Genomic DNA, 19,219 nt, shown 5'->3' with positions numbered 1-19,219 from the left:
GCGGGCCGCCATGGTGTACCGACAGGTTCGCCAGGGCGTCGACATCCCCGGAGTCGACCACCCGGACACCGTTGTCGGCGAAGTCCGCCAGCCTGCCGAGCAACGCGATGCGGTCGCCGGGGGCGACGAACGTGTCGCGGCCCGGGCACACCTCCACCCGCCGCGCGCCCGGCCTGCGCAGCGCCACCGGTGTCAGGTTGCCGAAGACCTGCCGGAATGCCCCGGCCGTGCGGACCGGGACGTCCACCACCGTGAAGATCTCCGACCCGAGCCGGAAGGCGTGCCGCACGTCGGAGCTGATGCAGGCCTCCACGAAGCTGGGGCCGGCCTTCTCCGCGAGGTTCAGCACGCGCGCGGCAGGAAGCGCCGCGCCGAGCTGGTCACCGAGCTGGGCGTTGGTGACCCGTACGACAAGCCGCAGCTCGGGCACGATCTCGGTGGCGAGCAGCGCCGTCTCGAGGTTGTCGAGGTCGATGTCGTGGCAGGCAATCAGCGCCACCGCACCGGTGATCGACGCCTGGCGCAGCGCATCACCGGTGTGCACCGAGTCGCTGAGGACGGGTACTCCCCACCGCTCAAGGCGGCGCCGCAGCGAGCCGACGTCGCGTCCCTCGATGACGACGACCGGCACCGCCGCCGCGTGCAGCTGCTCGGCGATCCGGAAACCCAGGTCGTTCAGCCCACAGACGACGACGTGCCCGGACACCGGCCGGCCGGCCGGGTAGCGCCGCCCGGCCGGCCGGCCGGACACGACCCTCATCACGCCTCCACCTGCGCGTTACCTCCACCTGCGTGTTCGACCCGGCCGCTCTGGGCGCAGTATGCCGTCCCCGTGCCCGCTTCGGGCCAGGGCCAGCCGCGCCGGCGGACGCCCCGATGCCGCCCGTTCGCCGGGCTTGTCGTCACGGGCGCTCCGTCACGGGCGCTCCGTCACGGGTGTTCAGATGAGCATCCATCTTTCCGAGCGTTCTAAGAGCAGGAAACTTGCGTCTTCTCTTGTCAACTAATCTCTCCATGGGATATACACGTGCTGTCGGCAGGTACCAGAACCGCAGGTACCAGAACTTGAGACAGGAGACCCGCGATGCTGATGCGCACGGACCCCTTCCGCGAGCTCGACAGGTTGACCCAGCAGGTGTTCGGCACTCCCGCGCGGCCGGCCGCCATGCCCATCGACGCCTACCGCAGAGGCGACGCGTTTCTCATCCAGTTTGATCTTCCGGGTGTCGACTCGAAGTCGATCGACCTCACGGTGGAGCGCAATGTTCTTGCCGTCACCGCCGACCGCCCCGAATCCCGGGAGGCCGAGGGTGTCGATATGATCATTTCCGAACGCCCCCGAGGCCGGTTCAGCCGGCAGCTGTTCCTCGGCGAGACCCTCGACACCGACAAGCTCACCGCGCACTACGACGACGGTGTGCTGACCGTGGTCATCCCGGTCGCGGAGCAGGCCAAGCCGCGCCGGGTGGAAATCTCCACGACCGCGGGCGGCCCGTCCCCCGTCCAGGCCTGACGGGGCTGGCCAACGCGGGTGCGCCGGCTTCGTAGCCCGGGGGCATACTTCATGGCGACCTTCATGGCGGCGAAGCCGGTGGCACCCCGCGCCCGTGGGCGCGGTCGCCTGGCGCGCTCACGGGACGGGAGAACCACACGGGATGCCAGCGGCGGAGCCGTTCCGCGGGGCCGTACTGGACGCGGTGCTGGAACGGATCACCTATGCCAACGAGGAGACCGGGTACACCGTGGCCCGCGTCGACGCCGGTCGATCCGGCGAGCTGGTCACGGTTGTGGGGGCGCTGCTCGGTGCGCAGCCTGGTGAGTCGTTACGCATGCGCGGGCGCTGGGGCTCGCACCCGCAGTTCGGCAGGCAGTTCCACGTCGAGGACTACACGACCGTGCTGCCGGCGACGGTCCAGGGCATCCGCCGCTATCTCGGTTCGGGGCTTATCAAGGGAATCGGGCCGAAACTCGCCGAACGGATAGTCGAGCATTTCGGGGCCGATGCCCTCGACGTCATCGAACAACAGCCGGACCGGCTGATCGAGGTTCCCAAACTCGGGCCCAAGCGCACGAAGGCGATCGCGGCCGCCTGGGAGGAACAAAAAGCGATCAAGGAGGTGATGGTCTTCCTCCAGGGCGTCGGGGTGTCCACCTCGCTCGCGGTGCGGATCTACAAGCAGTACGCCGACCGCTCCGTCGAGGTGGTGCGCAAGGAGCCGTACCGGCTGGCGACCGACGTGTGGGGAATCGGTTTCCGGACGGCGGACACGATCGCCAAGGCCGTCGGGATTCCGCATGACAGCCCGCAGCGCATCAAGGCGGGCCTGGTGTTCACGCTGTCGGAGTCCACTGGGGACGGTAACTGTTTCCTGCCCGAACAGCGGCTGATCGCCGAGGCGATCAAGATTTTGCAGGTCGACACCGGAGCGGTGATCGAGTCTTTGGGCGAGCTCGTCGGCGAGGAGGGCGTGGTCCGCGAGGAGGTCCCGGGGGAGGACCCGGCCGAGCCGACTGTCGCGATCTACCTGGTGCCCTTTCACCGGGCGGAGATATCGCTGGCGGGCCAGTTGCTGCGGTTGCTGCGGACGCGCAGTGACCGGATGCCCTCCTTCGCCACGGTCGACTGGGACACCGCCCTGGCCTGGCTGCGGGAGCGGACCCGAGCCGAGCTCGCACCGGCGCAGGAGGCTGCGGTGAAACTGGCTCTGACCGAGAAGGTCGCCGTGCTCACCGGCGGCCCCGGGTGCGGCAAGAGCTTCACCGTGCGGTCGGTCGTGACCTTCGCCCGCGCCAAGGGCGCGAAGGTGGTGCTCGCCGCACCGACCGGCCGGGCCGCCAAACGGCTGGCCGAGCTGACCGGTCACGAGGCGTCCACCGTCCACCGGCTGCTGGAGCTGCGCCCGGGCGGGGACGCCGCCTACGACCGTGACCGGCCGCTGGACGCCGACCTCGTCGTGGTCGACGAGGCGTCCATGCTGGATCTCCTGCTGGCCAACAAGCTCGCCAAGGCCGTCCCGCCAGGGGCGCACCTGCTCCTGGTCGGGGATGTCGACCAGCTGCCCTCGGTCGGAGCCGGTGAGGTGCTGCGTGACCTGTTGGCCGCCGGTACGCCCGTTCCGCACGTGCGGCTCACCCATATCTTCCGGCAGGCGCGGGAGTCCGGTGTCGTGACCAACGCGCACCGCATCAACAACGGGGAGCATCCGCTGGTACGCGGCCTGTCGGACTTCTTCTACTTCGCCGCCGACGAGACCGAGGACGCCGCGCGGATGACCGTCGACGTCGTCGCCCGGCGCATCCCGGCGAAGTTCGGGCTCAACCCGCGCCGGGACGTGCAGGTGCTCGCGCCGATGCACCGTGGGCCGGCCGGCGCCGGAGCGCTGAACACGCTGTTGCAGGAGGCGTTGACCCCGGCACGCCCGGATCTGCCCGAACGCCGGGCCGGCGGCCGGGTCTTCCGCATCGGGGACAAGGTGACACAGATCCGTAATAATTACGACAAGGGCGCCAGTGGCGTCTTCAACGGGACCCTCGGGGTCGTCACCGCGCTCGACCTCGACGAGCAGAAGCTCACGGTGCGCACGGACGAGGAGGAGGACGTCGACTACGAGTTCACCGAACTCGACGAACTCGCGCACGCCTATGCCGTGACCATCCACCGTTCACAGGGCAGTGAGTATCCTGCCGTGGTCATCCCGGTCACCACCAGCGCTTGGATGATGTTGCAACGTAACCTGCTCTACACCGCTGTCACGCGAGCCCGCACGTTGGTGGTCCTGGTCGGGTCGCGCCGGGCGATCGGGCAGGCCGTTCGTACCGTGAGCGGCGGGCGCCGCCACACCGCGCTCGACCACAGGCTACGGGTGTCCGATCACTGAACACGCGCAGGCGCGCGCGGACGGTTGCAAGCCGCTGAAAACGGTCGGGGACTCAGCCCGTACCCTGTGGGCAGCACGCGAAGCGTGTTCCTGGGCATGTCGTTCACCAACACACCGTTCGTCCATGCCATCCGATTACGATTTTTTCCATTTGTGGGGTAGTTGTGGGGAGTCGGAGCCGCGAACGACGGCAGGCCAAACAGCGGGCCCGTGACAACCGGGCTCGTGACAACCGGGCCAGGGCTGCCGATGCCCCCCGGCCGGCTGGTCGTGATGCCGATGCCTACCAGCGGGACAGGGAGACCGCCGACCTCATGATCGGTGCGGCACTGCACGCATGGCAGGCGGAGGACAGCGCGCAGCTGTCCCGGTACGTCGCGCTGCTGACCGAGCCCTCGGCCGGGTCCACCAGGCGCCGGGCCGTCGACCGTGCCCTCGTGGCCTGGCTGAATCGCCTGGTGGAAGAGGCGTGGGACCGCGGCTGGCAGCCGGCGGACGTCATGCGGGCCGTCAGCAGGGAGGCTGGCGCGCGCCCGGCGCGGCTGACCGTCGACGCGATCGCCGGTCAGCTGCGCCGGTATGCCACGGCCACCGTGGACGAGCGCTGGGAGGCACAGCTCGCGGCTGCCGAGGCCACCGTCTGGTGGGCCGATGACGACGGCTGGCTCGATGCCTGGGGCGAGCGCGAAGGCCAGGACCGGGCCGCGGCGGTTGGCTGCGCCCTGACGGTTCTCGGGGTGCTCAGTGCCCTGCCGAGGCTCGCGCGCCTGTGCCCCCCGCCCGGGACCGCGCGGCGCGGGACCCTGCACCCTGACCGGGCGGCTGGCCGTACGGCCGACGCGCGCATGCTCGACCGGGTCCGCGCGCTGCTGGCCAAGGCCGAGTCGACTGGTTTCGCGGAGGAGGCCGAGGCGCTGACCGCGAAGGCCCAGGAGCTCATGGCTCGCCACAGCATCGATTACGCCCTGCTGGCGGCCGAGACCGGCTCGCGCGCCGAACCGACCGGCCGCCGGATCGGCGTTGACAATCCTTATGAGACTCCCAAGGCGCTGTTGTTGGACAAGGTGGCCAGCGCGAACCGTTGCCGGGCGGTGTGGACGAAGAATCTCGGTTTCACCACGGTGCTCGGTTACGACTCCGATCTCGACAGCGTGGAGTTGCTCTACACGTCGCTGTTGGTGCAGGCGACCACGGCGATGACACGGGAGGGCTCCCGGCAGGACCGTTACGGACGGTCGCGGACCCGTTCGTTCCGCCAGTCCTTCCTCACCTCCTTCGCTATCCGGATCGGCGAGCGGCTGCAGGGCGCGACCGACAGAGCGGGGGCGGAGGCGGCTGCCGAGACGGGCCGGGAGCGGCTGCTGCCTGTTCTGGCCGCGCGGGACGAGACCGTCAGAGAGGCGGTCCAGACGATGTTCCCGGACCTCGTGTCACGGCCGGTGACAGCGAACGACCAGGAGGGCTGGCTGTCAGGCCGGGCCGCGGCCGAGGTCGCCTCCCTGGCCGCCCGCGCCGAGGTGAGCGACACCCGGCCCGGCTGACCACCCGGCCGGCGTCGCCGGGGCTCCTGCCCTCTGATAGAGATGTGTTGTCAAATCGTGTAATCAGTAAGAGGATATCTTTGCTGGCTGGTGAACGGCTGTTCCCGGCGCGGGCCAGCGCGTCCTCTGGGGCCTGCGGGTGTGTGCGTGGAGCGGTGATCGCGTGCCCGCCGGCCCTCTGGCATGAAGGAGCTGGTCTGGTGCGTCGCACCCTGTTCGAACCTGAGCACGAGGAGTTCCGCGGGCTCGCTCGGACTTTTTTTGAGAAGGAGTGCGTCCCGCACAGCAGCGAGTGGGAGCAGGCCGGGGTCGTTGACCGAGAGGTCTGGCGCAAGGCCGGCCGGGCGGGCCTGCTGCTGTGGTCGGTCCCGGAGGAGTTCGGCGGCGCCGGGGTTGAGGACTACCGGTACAGCGTGGTTCTCACGGAGGAGTTCTGGGCCACCGGGAGCGTCGGTTGCGGTTTCGGGCTGCAGAACGACGTGATGCCGCCCTACATCATCAAGCTGACCACCGACGAGCAGAAGGCGCGCTGGCTGCCCGGCTCGGTGAATGGGGACATCATCTGGGCGCTGGCGATGAGTGAGCCCGGCGCGGGCTCGGATCTCAAGTCGATCCGTACGACCGCGCGCCGCGACGGTGACAGCTATGTCGTGTCGGGCTCGAAGACCTTTATCACCAACGGGCTGCTGTGCGACAAGGCGGTGGTCGCGGTCAAGACCGACCCGGATGCCGGTCACCGGGGCATCAGCCTGCTCGTCGTCGACGCGGATGCGCCGGGCTTCAGCCGGGGCCGCAAGCTCGACAAGATCGGCCAGAAGGCGCAGGACACCGCTGAGCTGTTCTTCGACGAGGTGCGGGTGCCCGCGTCGAACCTGCTCGGGCAGGAGAACCGCGGCTTCTACCACCTGATGGAGAGCCTCGGGACGGAGCGGCTCGGCGCCGGGGTGAGCGCCGTCGCCATCATGAAGCGCGCGCTGGCGCTGACCGTGGAGCAGGTACGTACCCGCAAGGCGTTCGGGACGACGATCGGCTCGTTCCAGAACACGCGGTTCGAGCTGGCCGCGGTCAGGACCTTGTGCGATGTCGCGCAGGCCTACGTGGACACCGCTGTGCGCGCCCACCTCGACGGTGCGCTCAGCGCGGTCGACGCCGCCGGCCTCAAGCAGTGGACGACCGACACCCAGTGCGAGGTGGTCGACCGCTGCCTGCAGCTGTTCGGCGGCTACGGCTACATGAACGAGTACGAGATCGCCCGGCTGTGGCGGGACGGCAGGGTACAGCGGATCTACGCCGGCTCCAACGAGGTCATGAAGGAGATCGTGGGCCGGTCACTCGATCTCGATGGAGACTGACGGGTAATGGCGACTGACCGGTATCGGGCGCCGGCCACCGGGCGGCGGGCATGACGCTCACCACCGCCCACTGGCCGGCCGACACCGGCGTCGCGTTGTGCGAGATGCCGGTCGGTGACTGGTTGCGCCAGGTCGCCGACCGGCATCCGGACCGGCCCGCGTTACGCTGGCAAGATGATCATGGTATTGCCACCGTGACCTACGCCGAGCTGGTGGATCGTGCCGCCGCCGTGGCGGCCGGCCTGCTCGGTGTGGTGGCGCCGGGGGACCGGGTCGCCCTGTGGGCGCCCAACTGCCCCGACTGGGTCGTGGTGCAGTGCGCCGGCGCGCTCGCGGGCACCGTGCTCGTACCGATCAACACATCGCTGCGGGACGAGGAGGTCAGCCACGAGCTGCGCCAGTCCGGCGCGCGGCTCGTTATCGCGGCCGCCGAGCACCGAGGCTCCCCGTTACGGGAGCGTGCGCGGGCCCTGGCGGACGAGCTGCCCGGCCGGCCGGTGCGGGTCGTGGCGCTTGAGGAGCTGGCGCGTGCGCTGCCGCCGAGTCCGGGGCCGCTGCCCGCGGTCTCCCCGCTGGCGCCCTTTCTCATCCAGTACACCTCGGGGACGACAGGGCGGCCCAAGGGCGCTGTGCTGTCCCACTTCGCCGTGCTCAACACCGGCCGGATCGCCGGGCGCGTCTTCGCCCGCCCGCTGGTGTGGTGTTCCGGGCTGCCGCTGCACCATGTGGGTGGTTCGGTGTCCGGGGTGCTGATGACGTTCGCCTCGGCGGGGACGATGGTCCTGTCCCCGGGCTTCGAGCCGGCGCGCACCCTGTCGCTGATCGAGCGGGCGCGGGTCACGGCGCTCGGTGCCGTCCCGACGATGCTGTACGACCTGCTGGCCTACCCCGGCCTCGCCCGGTACGACATCAGCAGCCTTCAAGTCATCCAGACCGGTGGCACGACAGTGCCACCGGCGCTGATCCGCCGTACCGAAGCGGTGCTCGGCTGCCGCGTCGTCATCTCCTACGGCCAGTCCGAGGCGCCGAACGCAACCGCCTGTCTTCCCTCGGACAGTGATCTGGTGAAGGCCGAGACGCTGGGGCGGGCGTTACCGCGGCGCGAGGTGCGGATCATCCGGCCGGGCACCGAGGGGACCACCGCGGACCTGGGCGAGCACGGTGAGCTGTGGATCCGCTCGCCGCTGAACATGAGCGGCTACCACGACGATCCCGAGGCCACCAGCCGGACGCTCGACGCCGAGGGCTGGCTGCACACCGGTGACCTGTGCGCCATGGACGCGGCCGGGATCCTGCGGATCCACGGACGCATCCGGGACGTCATCATCCGCGGTGGGGAGAACATCTACCCGCGTGAGGTCGAGGAAGCGCTGCTGGACCACCCCGGGGTGGCGGACGCGGCGGTGGTCGGCGCGCCCGACGAGCGCCTCGGCGAGGTCCCGGTCGCGTTCGTCGTGCCCGCTGCCGGCAGCGCCACCACCGCCGACGAGCTGGCCGCGTTCGCGCGGTCCCGGCTTGCCTACTTCAAGGTGCCGGTGGACTGGCATGTCGTCGACGACCTTCCCCGGACGGCATCGGGCAAGGTGCGCAAGTTCCTCCTGCGGGAGACGGCCGCGCAGGAGCCACCGCGCGAGAGCTAGCTCGTGTCTGACGGATGCTGATTGATCCATCGCCGCGGCCAGCCGGGCACGATCGCTGGGATCTTTCTGCCCGAGGCCTGCGCGGACGGTAGCGGTGGACGCATTGTGTGATCACATTTACTCTCGGTAGTGGGTCAGTCTGGACTGGAAACGTTGCCGTGAATGGGTCAGCGGCCCTGCCGGCCCCGGTCCCGGGGTTTCCCGGCCAGCTCGGCGGAGGGGGATCGCAACATGCACAGAACGTTGATTGTTGCCAAAATCGAACCCGGTTCCCAGCAGGATGTCGCGCGTATCTTCGCGGAGTCAGACACCACCGGCCTGCCGCGTGCGGCCGGTGTCGTCCACCGTTCCCTTTACTCTCTCGGAGATCTCTACATACATCTTCTGGAAACTGTTGACGACGGTCGCCGGACGGTTGAGAACGCACGTGGCCACGAGGAGTTCAAGCGTGTCAGCGACCGCCTGACGCAACATATTCGGCCGTATCTGAAGACATGGCGTTCGCCCGCGGACGCGATGGCCCACTGCTTTTACACCTTTGAGAGCACACCCCGGGGGGAGGCCGCGTGAAGAGCGCCACCGCCACGGCGACGGCAGCCACCTGGACCCGCTGCGGATCCTGCGCGGCGCTCGTCTACGGCCGGCGGCTGGCCCGCAACCTGCTCGTGTGTCCCGAATGCGGTCACCACGACCGGCTCACGGCGCCGCAACGGGTCGATCAGCTTTTCGACGCGGGCAGTTTCACGCCATTGCTGGTCGAGCCCGTTCCCTTTGACATCCTGGACTTCACCGATACCCGGCCCTACCGCCGGCGCTGGGAGGCCGCACGCCAGGAGACGGCACTGCCCGAAGCGGTGCTGTGCGGCAGGGCAGAAATCGGCGGATACCCGCTTGTCGCGGCCGTCATGGATTTCCGTTTTCTGGGCGGCAGCCTCGGTTCGGCGGTCGGGGAAATGATTACCCTCGCGATCGAACATGCCGCGGACGAGGCGCTCGCGCTGCTCATCGTGGCGACCTCCGGCGGCGCTCGGATGCAGGAGGGATGCCTGTCGCTGATGCAGATGGCGAAGACCGGCATTGCCGTCCAGCGGCACCGGGAACGGGGCCTGCTGTCCATCAGCCTGGTGACCGACCCCACCTACGGTGGGGTGGCGGCATCGTTTGCGACGAACACGGACGTGATCGTCGCCGAGTCCGGGAGCCGGATGGGTTTCGCCGGCCCCCGCGTCATCCGCCAGACCATCGGGCAGGAGCTTCCCGCCGAGTTCCAGAGCAGCGGGTTTCTCGCCAGCAAGGGGCAGGTCGACATCGTCGCCGACCGGGCGGACCTGCGGACATGCCTGAGCCGGCTGCTCGCTGCCGGGCATCGCGCGCGGGGGGCTGCCGGCCCGTCCGCTGGCCTGCCTGCTGGCCCGTCCGCCGGGGGACCAGCGAGCGGGCCGGCAAGCGTGGTCATCACCGACCCGGAGCGGCTGGTCCAGCGGGATCCGTGGGAGACGGTACGGCTCGCCCGCGACATCGACCGCCCGACCGTGCGGGACTATCTCGCCCGTTCCTTCGACTCGTTCGTCGAGCTGCACGGAGACCGCCTGTACGGCGACTGCCACGCGGTGGTCGCGGGCCTTGCGGAGATCGACGGACTCGCCGTGGCGGTCATCGGGACAGCGAAGGGACACTCGACCGCGGACCTCATCGCGCACAACTTCGGCATGCCGCAGCCCGAGGGCTACCGCAAGGCCATGCGTGTGATGTCGCTGGCGGCCCGCCTCGGCCTGCCCGTGGTGACCTTGATCGATACCCCTGGCGCCTACCCCGGCCGCGAGGCCGAGGAGAGAGGCCAGGCGTCCGCGATCGCGCACGCCATCCAGTGGATGTCGGCGCTCGCGGCCCCGATCGTCGCTGTGATCACTGGTGAGGGCGGTAGCGGCGGCGCACTCGCGCTGGCTGTCGCGGACCGTGTTCTGGTGGCGGAGAACGGTGTCTTTTCCGTCATCAGCCCGGAGGCCTGCTCGGCGATCCTGTGGAACGACGCCCAGGCGGCGGCGCAGGCGGCGCGTGCGCTCGGCCTGACCGCCCCGTCGTTGTTGCGCCTGGGCATCGTCGACGGGGTGGTGCCGGAGCCGCTCGGGGGAGCACAGGCGGATCATGCCGGCGCCGCGGACCTGCTCCGGGCCGCGGTGGGAGAGACACTGCGGCCGCTGATGCCGGTACCGACAGCCGAACTCGTCAACGCTCGGCGCGCGCGGTTCCGCCGGTTCGGCCAAGCGGCGGTGGCGATCCCAGCCTCGGTCCCGGCGCCGCTGCCCAGGCCCGCGCCACGGGAAAAGGAGACGGCCGCATGAGAGCGGGTAGCACGACCGATCAGCGCCAGCACGTTCTGGGCTGTCTGCACGAGCATGCCAGGCGGCTGGCCGACGAACTGCCGGCAGGCCTTGGCCGTATCCGGGTCTGCTCCGGTGATGTAGCCATCGAGGTCGAATGGTCGCGGGCCGCCCTCGCGACAGCCGTGCCGGCCCAGCTGGAACCAGCCGCCGCACTCGTCTCGGTGCTCGGCCCCACCGGCCCCACCGGACCCGGTGGCCCCGGCGAACTCGCGGAACCCGCCGGGGCCGGGCATGTGGTCGCCGTCTCCGCGCCGATTGTCGGGACCTTCTACCACGCCCCCGAACCGGGGGCCGAGCCCTATATCACCGTGGGGAAGGTCATCGAGGCTGGCGCGACCATCGGCATCGTCGAGGCAATGAAACTGCTGAACCCGGTGACCGCGGATACCGGCGGAACAGTGACCAGGATCTGCGTCGAGAACGGGGAATCGGTCGAATTCAGCCAGGTGCTCGTTGAGATCACGCCGCGCCAGTGACGGACCGACGGGCGCGGCACCATGGCAGCACCGTCTCGCTCGGCGGCGCCGGGGGCGCCTTTCCCTTTTCCCGCGGGGGTAATGGAGTTGTTCCAGAAAATTCTCATCGCGAACCGAGGCGAGATCGCGTTGCGGGTCGCCCGGGCATGCCGCGAGCTCGGCGTTCGGACAGTCGCCGTCTACTCGACCGCGGACGCCGATTCCGTCGTCCGGCGGTACGCCGACGAGGCCGTGTGTATCGGGCCACCGCCGCCACGGCGCAGCTACTGCAATGTCGCGGCCATCATGGAAGCGGCCAGGATGACGGAGGCCGATGCCATTCATCCTGGCTATGGGTTCCTGTCCGAGGATCCGGACTTCGCCGAGATCTGCGCGGACAACGGCCTGGTCTTCATCGGCTCCCCACCGGAGGTGATGGCGTCGCTGGGCGACAAGAACGCGGCACGTGGCCTGATGCGCCAGGCCGGGCTGCCCCTGCTCACCGGCAGCGCGGATGTCGCCCGCAGCGCGGCGGACGTCCGCGACATCGCCGACGCCATCGGTTATCCCGTCATCATCAAGGCCGTTGCCGGCGGTGGCGGCCGCGGCATGACCGTTGTCTGGTCGGCCGCGGAGCTGGCTCGGGCCTACACCCGGACGCGCGCCGCGGCGCGGGCCGTGTTCGGCGACGACCGGATCTACGTCGAACGCTTTCTGGAACGGGCACGCCACGTCGAAGTGCAGATACTCTGCGACGCGCACGGTGGGGGCATCCACCTCGGCACCCGTGACTGCTCGGTCCAGCGTCGTCACCAGAAGCTGGTCGAGGAGGCGCCGGCACCCGAACTCGATCCCGACCGGGTGGCCGAGATGTGCCAGGACGCCGTGCGCGGGGCGCTCTCGGTCGGTTTCACCGGTCTCGGCACGGTCGAGTTCCTGGTTGACGAGGACCAGAACCACTACTTCATAGAGATCAACAGTCGCATCCAGGTCGAGCACCCGGTGACCGAGATGGTGACGGGCTGTGATCTTGTCCACGAGCAGCTGTACGTGGCGAGCGGCACGCCGCTGCGGCTGCGCCAGGATGACGTCGCCCCGCGCGGCGTGGCGGTCGAGTGCCGGGTCAACGCCGAGGACCCCGACCGCGGGTTCGCGCCCGCTCCGGGTCTGCTCGAGCGGTTCACCCCGCCGGCCGGCCCGTTCGTCCGGGTCGATACCCACGGTTTCCCCGGCTATCGGGTCAGCCCGCACTACGACTCGTTGCTGGCCAAGGTGTCGGTCTGGGCGCCCAGCCGGGCCGAGGCGCTGAGCCGGGCCGAACGCGCCCTGGGTGAGTTCGACGTCGCCGGCCCCGGCGTGGCCACCACCATCCCCTTCATCAAACGGGTGCTGACCGACACCGAGTTCCGGAAGGGGCTGTACTCGACCGGCCTGGTCGACCGCATGGTCACGGACTAGGGCGTGGCTGAGGGTGACTGTTCGCGACGCCCCGCGACGCCCCGCGACGCACGCACCCCAGCCCCGCTCCTTGTCCACGCCCCTGTTGGCGGAGCCTCGTAGAGCGCGTTTGAGATCGTCATTCCGGCTCACTGATCGAAAGCCCGATCTCAAACACGCTCTTACTGAAAAGGATACGATGATGAGCGCGGAAGCCACCGGAAATACTCGGGCCGTCGTGACACCCGCACAGATAGCGGAGATTCTCGTCACGAAGGCCGGTATGGATCCGGCTGTTTTCTCCGGGAATCCAGACAGCTCTCTCCAGAATCTTGAGATCGACTCCTTGGCCGTACTCGAGCTACAGGCTGTGATCATTGAGAGGTTTGGGGTCGAGATTCCCGACGAGGCCATCACCATGACGCTCGGAGAAATCGCCGCCGTTGTCAACGAATGCTTTGAGGAGGTCTCCTGAAAATGTCCGGACATACCCAGAACTCAGTGTTCATAGCCGCGCCATTCGATGTCGTCTGGAGTGCCACGAACGATGTCGAGAAATGGCCCGGCCTCTTTACGGAGTATGCCTCGGCCGAGATTCTGGAGCGGCGCGGCAACACAGTGCGTTTCCGGCTGACCATGCATCCGGACACGGACGGGCGGGTCTGGTCATGGGTGAGCGAGCGGACGGCCGACCGCGACCGTCGGGAGGTGCGCGCGCACCGGGTCGAGCCGGGCCCCTTCCGGTACATGAACATCTACTGGACGTATGAGGAGGCCGACGGCGGTGTGCGGATGCTGTGGGTACAGGACTTCGCCATGCGCCCGGACGCTCCGGTTGACGACGAGGCGATGACCACCCGAATCAATATCAATTCGCTGATCCAGCTGGAGGTCATCCGAGACAAGGTCGAACAGCTGGCGGCCGGCGGGGCCGACGTGGCCGGGGCTGGCGTGGCCGGTGCGGCCCACGACATCCGCGCATGACGAGCGAGAAGGGATCGAGAGGCATGGCCGTCACATCCCACTGTGGGCATGTTGCCGCTCGTGACGTGCCGGCGGACCGGCGTCGCGGCGGAGAGCTGCGCGTACTGCTCGGCCCGCGGACCGTCGGCAGCACGTCCGGCTTCATGGGCGTGGCCACGTTGTTGCCCGGCGAGAGGATCACCGAACATTACCATCCATACAGTGAGGAGTTCCTGTGCGTCACGCATGGTGCGATTACCGTGGACTGCGATGACGAGCCCGTGGTCATCGCGTCCGGCGAGGGGCTCTACATCCCGGTCGGGATGCGACACCGGCTGCGCAACACCGGGACCGAACAGGCTTCAGTGGTCTTTCACCTCGGTCCGCTCGCCCCCCGCCCCGAACTCGGGCACGTGGACACCGAGAGCCCGGCCGCCGAGAACCCAGCTACCGGCAGCCCGGTAACCGACCCGGTGGCCTTGTGATGGTCGCCTCCCGGCGCGTGGCCGTGACCGGGGTGGGCGTGGTGGCACCGGGCGGGGTGACCCGGCCGGCATTCTGGTCGACGGTCACCGAAGGGCGTACCGCCACCCGCCGCATCACCTTCTTCGACCCGTCACCGTTCCGCTCCCGGGTCGCGGCCGAGTGCGATTTTGATCCGGTGGCGGCCGGTCTGTCCGCCCGGCATACACGGCGATCCGACCGGTACATCCAGTTCGCTCTCGCCGCCGCGGCAGAGGCGGCCGCCGACAGCGGGATCGTCTTCGACGAGGACACCGCGAACGCGACCGGCGTCGCGATGGGCACGGCGGTCGGCGGTACCACGGCGTTGGAAACCGAGTATGTCGTGGCCAGCGACAGCGGCCGGGAATGGCTGGTCGATCCCGACCACGCCGCTCCGTTCCTGTATCAGGCTCTGCTGCCGAGCAGTCTCGCGGCCGACGTGGCGGCCTGGTTCCAGACACACGGCCCCGCGCAGGTCGTCTCGACCGGCTGCACCTCCGGGATCGACGCCATCGGTTACGGCTACCAGCTCGTCATGGACGCGGAGGCGGACGTCATGATCGTCGGCGCTTCGGATTCCCCGATCTCGCCAGTCACGCTGGCGTCGTTCGACGCGATCAAAGCGACCTCGCCGGACGACTCCGACCCCGCGCATGCCTCCCGGCCCTTCGACCGGGACAGGCAGGGCTTCATCCTGGGCGAGGGCGCCGCCGTCCTCGTCCTGGAGGAGATGGGACACGCGCTGCGCCGGGGAGCCCGCGTCTACTGCGAGGTCGCCGGGTTCGCCACCCGGGGGAACGCCTTCCACATGACAGGCCTGCGGCCCGACGGCGCGGAGATGGCGGTCGCCATCGGTGACGCGCTGGCCCAGGGACGGCTGGCGCCGACGGATGTCTCCTACATCAACGCCCATGGTTCTGGCACCAAGCAGAATGACCGCCACGAGACAGCCGCCTTCAAACGCGCCCTCGGCGAGCATGCCTACCGGATACCGATCAGTTCGATCAAGTCCATGGTCGGCCATTCGCTCGGCGCGATCGGCGCCATCGAGATGGCCGCCTGCGCGCTGGCGATCGAGCACGGGGTTGTGCCGCCCACGGCGAACTGGGCGAACCGCGATCCCGAATGCGATCTCGACTACACGCCGAACACGGCGCGGGAACAACAGGTCGACGTAGCGCTGTCGGTCGGCAGCGGTTTCGGTGGGTTCCAGTCGGCCATGGTCTTCGCCCGGCCGCGGGAGGCCGGGCGATGACGCGCCCGGCTGGCGCGCCGCGCGCGGTCGTGACCGGCATCGGGATCGTCTGCGCGAGCGGCGTCGGCGCGGACACCTACTGGAAGACGGCGCTGTCCGGCGAGAGCCGGATCGGACGGATCTCCCAGTTCGACCCGTCCCGGTACGAAACCACCCTTGCCGGGGAGGTCGACGGCTTCCAGGCCGCTGACCACATGCCCAGCCGGTTCGTGGTGCAGACCGACCGGTGGACCCAGCTGGCGTTCTGCGCGGCGGGCCAGGCGCTCGCCGACGCCGAGATCGATCCGGCGGCCCTCGATCCGTACGAGATGTCGGTGGCACTCGCGAGCGGTTCCGGTGGGAACGTCTTCGGTCAGCGTGAGCTCCAGCGGCTGTGGAGCTCACCGTCGCGCACGGTTGGCGCCTACCAGTCGATCGCCTGGTTCTACGCGGCCACGGTGGGCCAGTTGTCGATCATGTATGGCATGAAGGGGCCGTCGGCGGTGCTGGTTGCCGAGAGCGCCGGCGGTCTGGACAGCCTCGCCCATGCCGCGCGGCTGGTCCGCCGCGGCACCCCGGTGGTGCTCGCGGGCGGGACCGAGGCGCCGCTGTCCCCGTATGCGCTCACCTGCCAGCAGCACAACCACGCGATGACCGCCCGGGCCGACCCGGCGCGGGCGTACTGCCCGTTCGACGTGGACGCGGATGGTTACGTGCCCGGGGAGGGGGGCGCGGTGCTCGTCGTCGAGGACCTCGACCACGCGCTGGCCCGCGGCGCGCCCGTCATCTACGGGGAGATCGCCGGTGCCGCCGCCACGTTCGACGGGCGGCCCTGGCGGCGGGGGGCTGAGGGGGACGTGGAGCAGTACGCGCGTGCCATGACCATGGCGTTGCGGCGGGCCGGCGTACGTCCGGGCGAGGTTGACGTCGTCTTCCCCGACGCGCTCGGCCTGCCCGCCGCGGACCGGGACGAATGCGCCGCCATGCGGGCGGCATACGGCTCGGCGTCACCAGCCGTCACCACGCAGAAACCTCTGGTCGGACGGCTTTACCAGGGCGGGGCCGCGCTGGACGCGGCGACCGCGCTGCTGGCCATGCGTCACGATCTTCTTCCGCCCGCCGCGGGCACCCGCCGGCCGGCGCGGGGATGCCGGCTCAACTTCGTGTCCGAGGTGACCCCCACACCGGTGTTCACCACGATGGTCAACGCCCGTGGACTGGACGGATTCAACACCTCCCTCGTGCTGCGCCGTTGCCCGGAGATCGACCTGAACGCGGTCCCGGCCGCTGGCACGCGCCCGCGGCCCCAGCCGGAAAAGAAAGGGGACAACCAGCGATGACCAGCCCCGAGACGGCCGGCGGTGGCGCCGGGAGCGACACGGTACGGACGCTGCTGCGGATGCGCGCCACTGCCGGCTGTGAACGCGAGTTCGAAAACGCCTGGCGGAAGGCGGCCGAGGTCATCAGCACGGTGCCCGGTAACATCCGCCAGGACCTCATGCGCGATCCGGATCTTCCTCGTGAATATGTGATCGTCGCGGATTGGGAGAGCCGGGCGGCGCTTGACGCCTTCGGGCGCAGCCCGCGCCGGGACCATCTCACCACGGCCCTGCGGGACCTGCGCGATGATGCGGACCGCCATACCTACCAGATCCTGCAGACCCTGGCCGGACGGGAACCGGCGGTGCGTGTGCTGGTCACCACGACCGTGCCCGCGGGTGAGGAGGCAGTCTTCGAACAGGCCTTCCTCGACGTGGCGGCGGCGATGCGCGGTGTTCCCGGCCACCTCCGGGAAGAGCTTCTGCACGAGCCCGGAACGCCCACATACCACCTGCTCGCCGAATGGACATCGAAGGCCGCGTTCCTCGACTGGGTACAGGATCCGCGTCATACCGATCGGACCAGGGAGCTCCTTCCCTACCTCAACCGCGGGTTCTCCCGCCGTGTCTTCACGATCGCGGCCCGGCCACCGGAGGCGGCAGCGGGCCCGGCACCGGATCCGGCCGCGGCCGCCTCCCCGCTCACCGTCATCGGCGCCGGTGGCGCGGTCGGTAACGCGGCCGGTGGCGCGGCCGCGCCGACGGCGCCGGGCAGGCGACGGGAGCCGCGCGCGACAACCGACGTGCTGGTGGTCGGCGCGGGACCGACCGGGCTGACCCTGGCCATCGAGCTGGCCCGCCGCGGGGTCGCGTGCCGGCTGGTGGACAGCAACACCAAGCCGCCGGGCCGGGCGGACAAGGCCATCGGGGTGCACTGCCGGACCATGGAGATCTGGGAGGACATGGGCCTCGCCCGCGCGGCCATCGATACCGGCATCTGGTTCAACGGCCAGATCGTCATAGTGAACGGGCGCCAGACGCACCGGGTCGAATGGAATCATCCGGAGCTGCCATACGCCCACCTCGGACTGCCCCAGTACGAGACGGAACGGCTCCTCGTCGACCGCCTGAGTACTTTGGGCGGCTCGATTGAGCGGGGCCTGGAACTACACGCCGTCACCCAGGACAGCGCGAACGTGGTCGCTCACCTGTCCGCCGCCGACGGAGCGCGGGAAACGGTGCATGCGAAGTACATCGTCGGTTGCGACGGCGCACACAGCGTCGTCCGCCGGGAGCTGGGGCTGTCCTTCAACGCCGGGGCCGGGCGGTTCCCGCAGCTGTTCATGCTCGCCGACCTCGACGTCGACTGGGCGATGCCCGAGGGGTACCTGCTGCGTTTCATGCACATGACCGACGGTGAGCTCGACGGGATGCTGGTGTGCGTCCCGCTGCGGGGCACGGGCCGCTACCGGATGGCGACCATGGCGCCGCCGCGCGTCATGGCGGAGGCAGCCCGCACCGAGGTGCCGCCCGGCTTCACCAAGGAGTACGAACCGCCGACACTGGCCGATTTCCAGGTCGCGCTCGACCGGCTCGCCCCGGCCGGCACCACCGGCCGCAACCTCCGCTGGTCGTCGATCTTCCGGATCAGCCACGGGATCGTCGACCGGTACCGGGTCGGCCGGGCCTTCGTCGCGGGCGACGCCGCGCATCTGCACCCGCCCGCGGGCGGCCAGGGCATGAACACCGGGATCCAGGACGCCTACAACCTCGGCTGGAAGCTCGCGCTCGCGGTGAACGGGCTCGCCGGGGCCGGGCTGCTCGACAGCTACGAGGCCGAGCGCCGTCCGGCCGGACAGGCGGTCATGGACCGCGCCGTCCGGGTGGCGTTCACCGACGAGATGGACAACGCCGACGAAAAGGCACAGTTCCTCGAGGAGATGCAGCTGACCCTGAGCTATCGGGGCACCCCTGGGGTTGGCGAGGCGCTCGGCTGGGATGCGCCCGACCGGGGACCGGCCGCCGGGGATCGCGCGCCCGACGTACACGGTCTGACCCGCCGCGGTGTCGGGCACCCCATGCGCCTGTTCGAACTGACCCACGGGATCTCGCACACCCTGCTGATCTATACCGACGCCAGTACGACCGAGGAGGACCTGCGCGGCTACGAGAAGACGGCTGGCGCGATCCAGCACCGGTTTCCCGAGCTGGTCACCATCTACCTGGTCCGGGATCCCGACGCCCCGCGGTCGCCGGCGGTGGGCCTGCCCGTCGTGTATGACACCGGCCGACAGTGGCGCGCCGCCTACGCGGCCGCCGGACCGTGTGCTTACCTGATCCGTCCGGACGGGCACGTGGGCTTCCGGACCAGGCCGGTCCTTGCTGGCGCACTCGAGGACCATCTGCGTGCCGTGTTCGGCGACGGCCGGCAGTCCCGGGAGTGATCCCGGGTATCCCGGGCGTCGGCGGGGCGCAAGAAACATGATCGTGTCGTCGTTGGCCTGGAGCCCGG

16 protein-coding genes are annotated in these 19,219 nt (G+C 69.7%); 15 read left to right on the top strand and 1 reads right to left on the bottom strand.

Translation table 11 applies throughout. From position 1 onward, the window contains the following. On the bottom strand, window positions 1-760 hold a 760-nt coding region (locus MJ797_RS09710; protein WP_239333879.1), incomplete at its 3' end, for an NAD-binding protein. Window positions 761-1,084: 324 nt separating this feature from the next. On the opposite strand from MJ797_RS09710, the gene MJ797_RS09705 reads away from it, so the two are divergent. From MJ797_RS09705 to MJ797_RS09635, 15 genes are all read left to right on the top strand, one after another. Then, window positions 1,085-1,513, top strand: a complete 429-nt coding sequence (locus MJ797_RS09705) for an Hsp20/alpha crystallin family protein (RefSeq protein WP_239333877.1) — start codon at window positions 1,085-1,087, stop codon at window positions 1,511-1,513. A 142-nt stretch (window positions 1,514-1,655) separates the two neighbouring features. Next, window positions 1,656-3,878 carry an ATP-dependent RecD-like DNA helicase gene (locus MJ797_RS09700; RefSeq protein ID WP_239333875.1) on the top strand — a complete coding sequence of 741 codons (2,223 nt, stop codon included), beginning with the start codon at window positions 1,656-1,658 and terminating at the stop codon, window positions 3,876-3,878. A gap of 164 nt (window positions 3,879-4,042) precedes the next feature. Continuing rightward, complete coding sequence (locus MJ797_RS09695; RefSeq protein WP_239333873.1) at window positions 4,043-5,419, top strand: DUF2786 domain-containing protein; 1,377 nt, start codon at window positions 4,043-4,045, stop codon at window positions 5,417-5,419. A gap of 200 nt (window positions 5,420-5,619) precedes the next feature. Further along, window positions 5,620-6,771, top strand: coding sequence for an acyl-CoA dehydrogenase family protein (locus MJ797_RS09690; protein WP_239333871.1), 1,152 nt, complete (start codon window positions 5,620-5,622; stop codon window positions 6,769-6,771). A 50-nt stretch (window positions 6,772-6,821) separates the two neighbouring features. Continuing rightward, window positions 6,822-8,411: a class I adenylate-forming enzyme family protein gene (locus MJ797_RS09685; RefSeq protein ID WP_239333869.1), complete on the top strand. Its 1,590-nt coding sequence runs from the start codon at window positions 6,822-6,824 to the stop codon at window positions 8,409-8,411. 231 nt (window positions 8,412-8,642) lie between these two features. Continuing rightward, the gene (locus MJ797_RS09680) at window positions 8,643-8,981 is read left to right on the top strand and encodes a TcmI family type II polyketide cyclase (RefSeq protein WP_239308116.1); all 339 of its coding nucleotides are present in this window, start codon (window positions 8,643-8,645) and stop codon (window positions 8,979-8,981) included. After that, window positions 8,978-10,753, top strand: coding sequence for an acetyl-CoA carboxylase carboxyltransferase subunit alpha/beta (gene accA / locus MJ797_RS09675; protein WP_239333867.1), 1,776 nt, complete (start codon window positions 8,978-8,980; stop codon window positions 10,751-10,753). The genes MJ797_RS09680 and accA overlap by 4 nt, the downstream gene beginning before the upstream one ends. Continuing rightward, a complete protein-coding gene (locus MJ797_RS09670; RefSeq protein ID WP_239333865.1) occupies window positions 10,750-11,271 on the top strand; it encodes a biotin/lipoyl-containing protein in 522 nt (173 codons plus the stop codon). The genes accA and MJ797_RS09670 overlap by 4 nt, the downstream gene beginning before the upstream one ends. A gap of 87 nt (window positions 11,272-11,358) precedes the next feature. After that, entirely contained in the window at window positions 11,359-12,708 is a 1,350-nt protein-coding gene (locus tag MJ797_RS09665; protein WP_239333893.1) for an acetyl/propionyl/methylcrotonyl-CoA carboxylase subunit alpha, read from the top strand. Between the two features lie 181 nt (window positions 12,709-12,889). Beyond that, window positions 12,890-13,162, top strand: coding sequence for an acyl carrier protein (locus MJ797_RS09660; protein ID WP_239333863.1), 273 nt, complete (start codon window positions 12,890-12,892; stop codon window positions 13,160-13,162). 2 nt (window positions 13,163-13,164) lie between these two features. Beyond that, entirely contained in the window at window positions 13,165-13,671 is a 507-nt protein-coding gene (locus tag MJ797_RS09655; RefSeq protein WP_239333861.1) for an SRPBCC family protein, read from the top strand. 23 nt (window positions 13,672-13,694) lie between these two features. Then, window positions 13,695-14,135: a cupin domain-containing protein gene (locus MJ797_RS09650; protein ID WP_239333859.1), complete on the top strand. Its 441-nt coding sequence runs from the start codon at window positions 13,695-13,697 to the stop codon at window positions 14,133-14,135. Beyond that, the gene (locus tag MJ797_RS09645; RefSeq protein WP_239333857.1) at window positions 14,135-15,409 is read left to right on the top strand and encodes a beta-ketoacyl synthase; all 1,275 of its coding nucleotides are present in this window, start codon (window positions 14,135-14,137) and stop codon (window positions 15,407-15,409) included. The genes MJ797_RS09650 and MJ797_RS09645 overlap by 1 nt, the downstream gene beginning before the upstream one ends. Continuing rightward, on the top strand, window positions 15,406-16,728 hold the full coding sequence (locus MJ797_RS09640) for a beta-ketoacyl synthase N-terminal-like domain-containing protein (protein WP_239333855.1): 1,323 nt from the start codon (window positions 15,406-15,408) through the stop codon (window positions 16,726-16,728). The genes MJ797_RS09645 and MJ797_RS09640 overlap by 4 nt, the downstream gene beginning before the upstream one ends. Continuing rightward, entirely contained in the window at window positions 16,725-19,151 is a 2,427-nt protein-coding gene (locus MJ797_RS09635; RefSeq protein WP_239333853.1) for an FAD-dependent monooxygenase, read from the top strand. The genes MJ797_RS09640 and MJ797_RS09635 overlap by 4 nt, the downstream gene beginning before the upstream one ends. Window positions 19,152-19,219: the final 68 nt, after the last annotated feature.

The sequence above is a fragment of the Protofrankia sp. CiP3 genome (genome assembly GCF_917627345.1).
In the GTDB taxonomy this organism is placed as follows: Bacteria; Actinomycetota; Actinomycetes; order Frankiales; family Frankiaceae; genus Protofrankia.
This window is presented reverse-complemented; position numbering and strand designations above follow the sequence as displayed.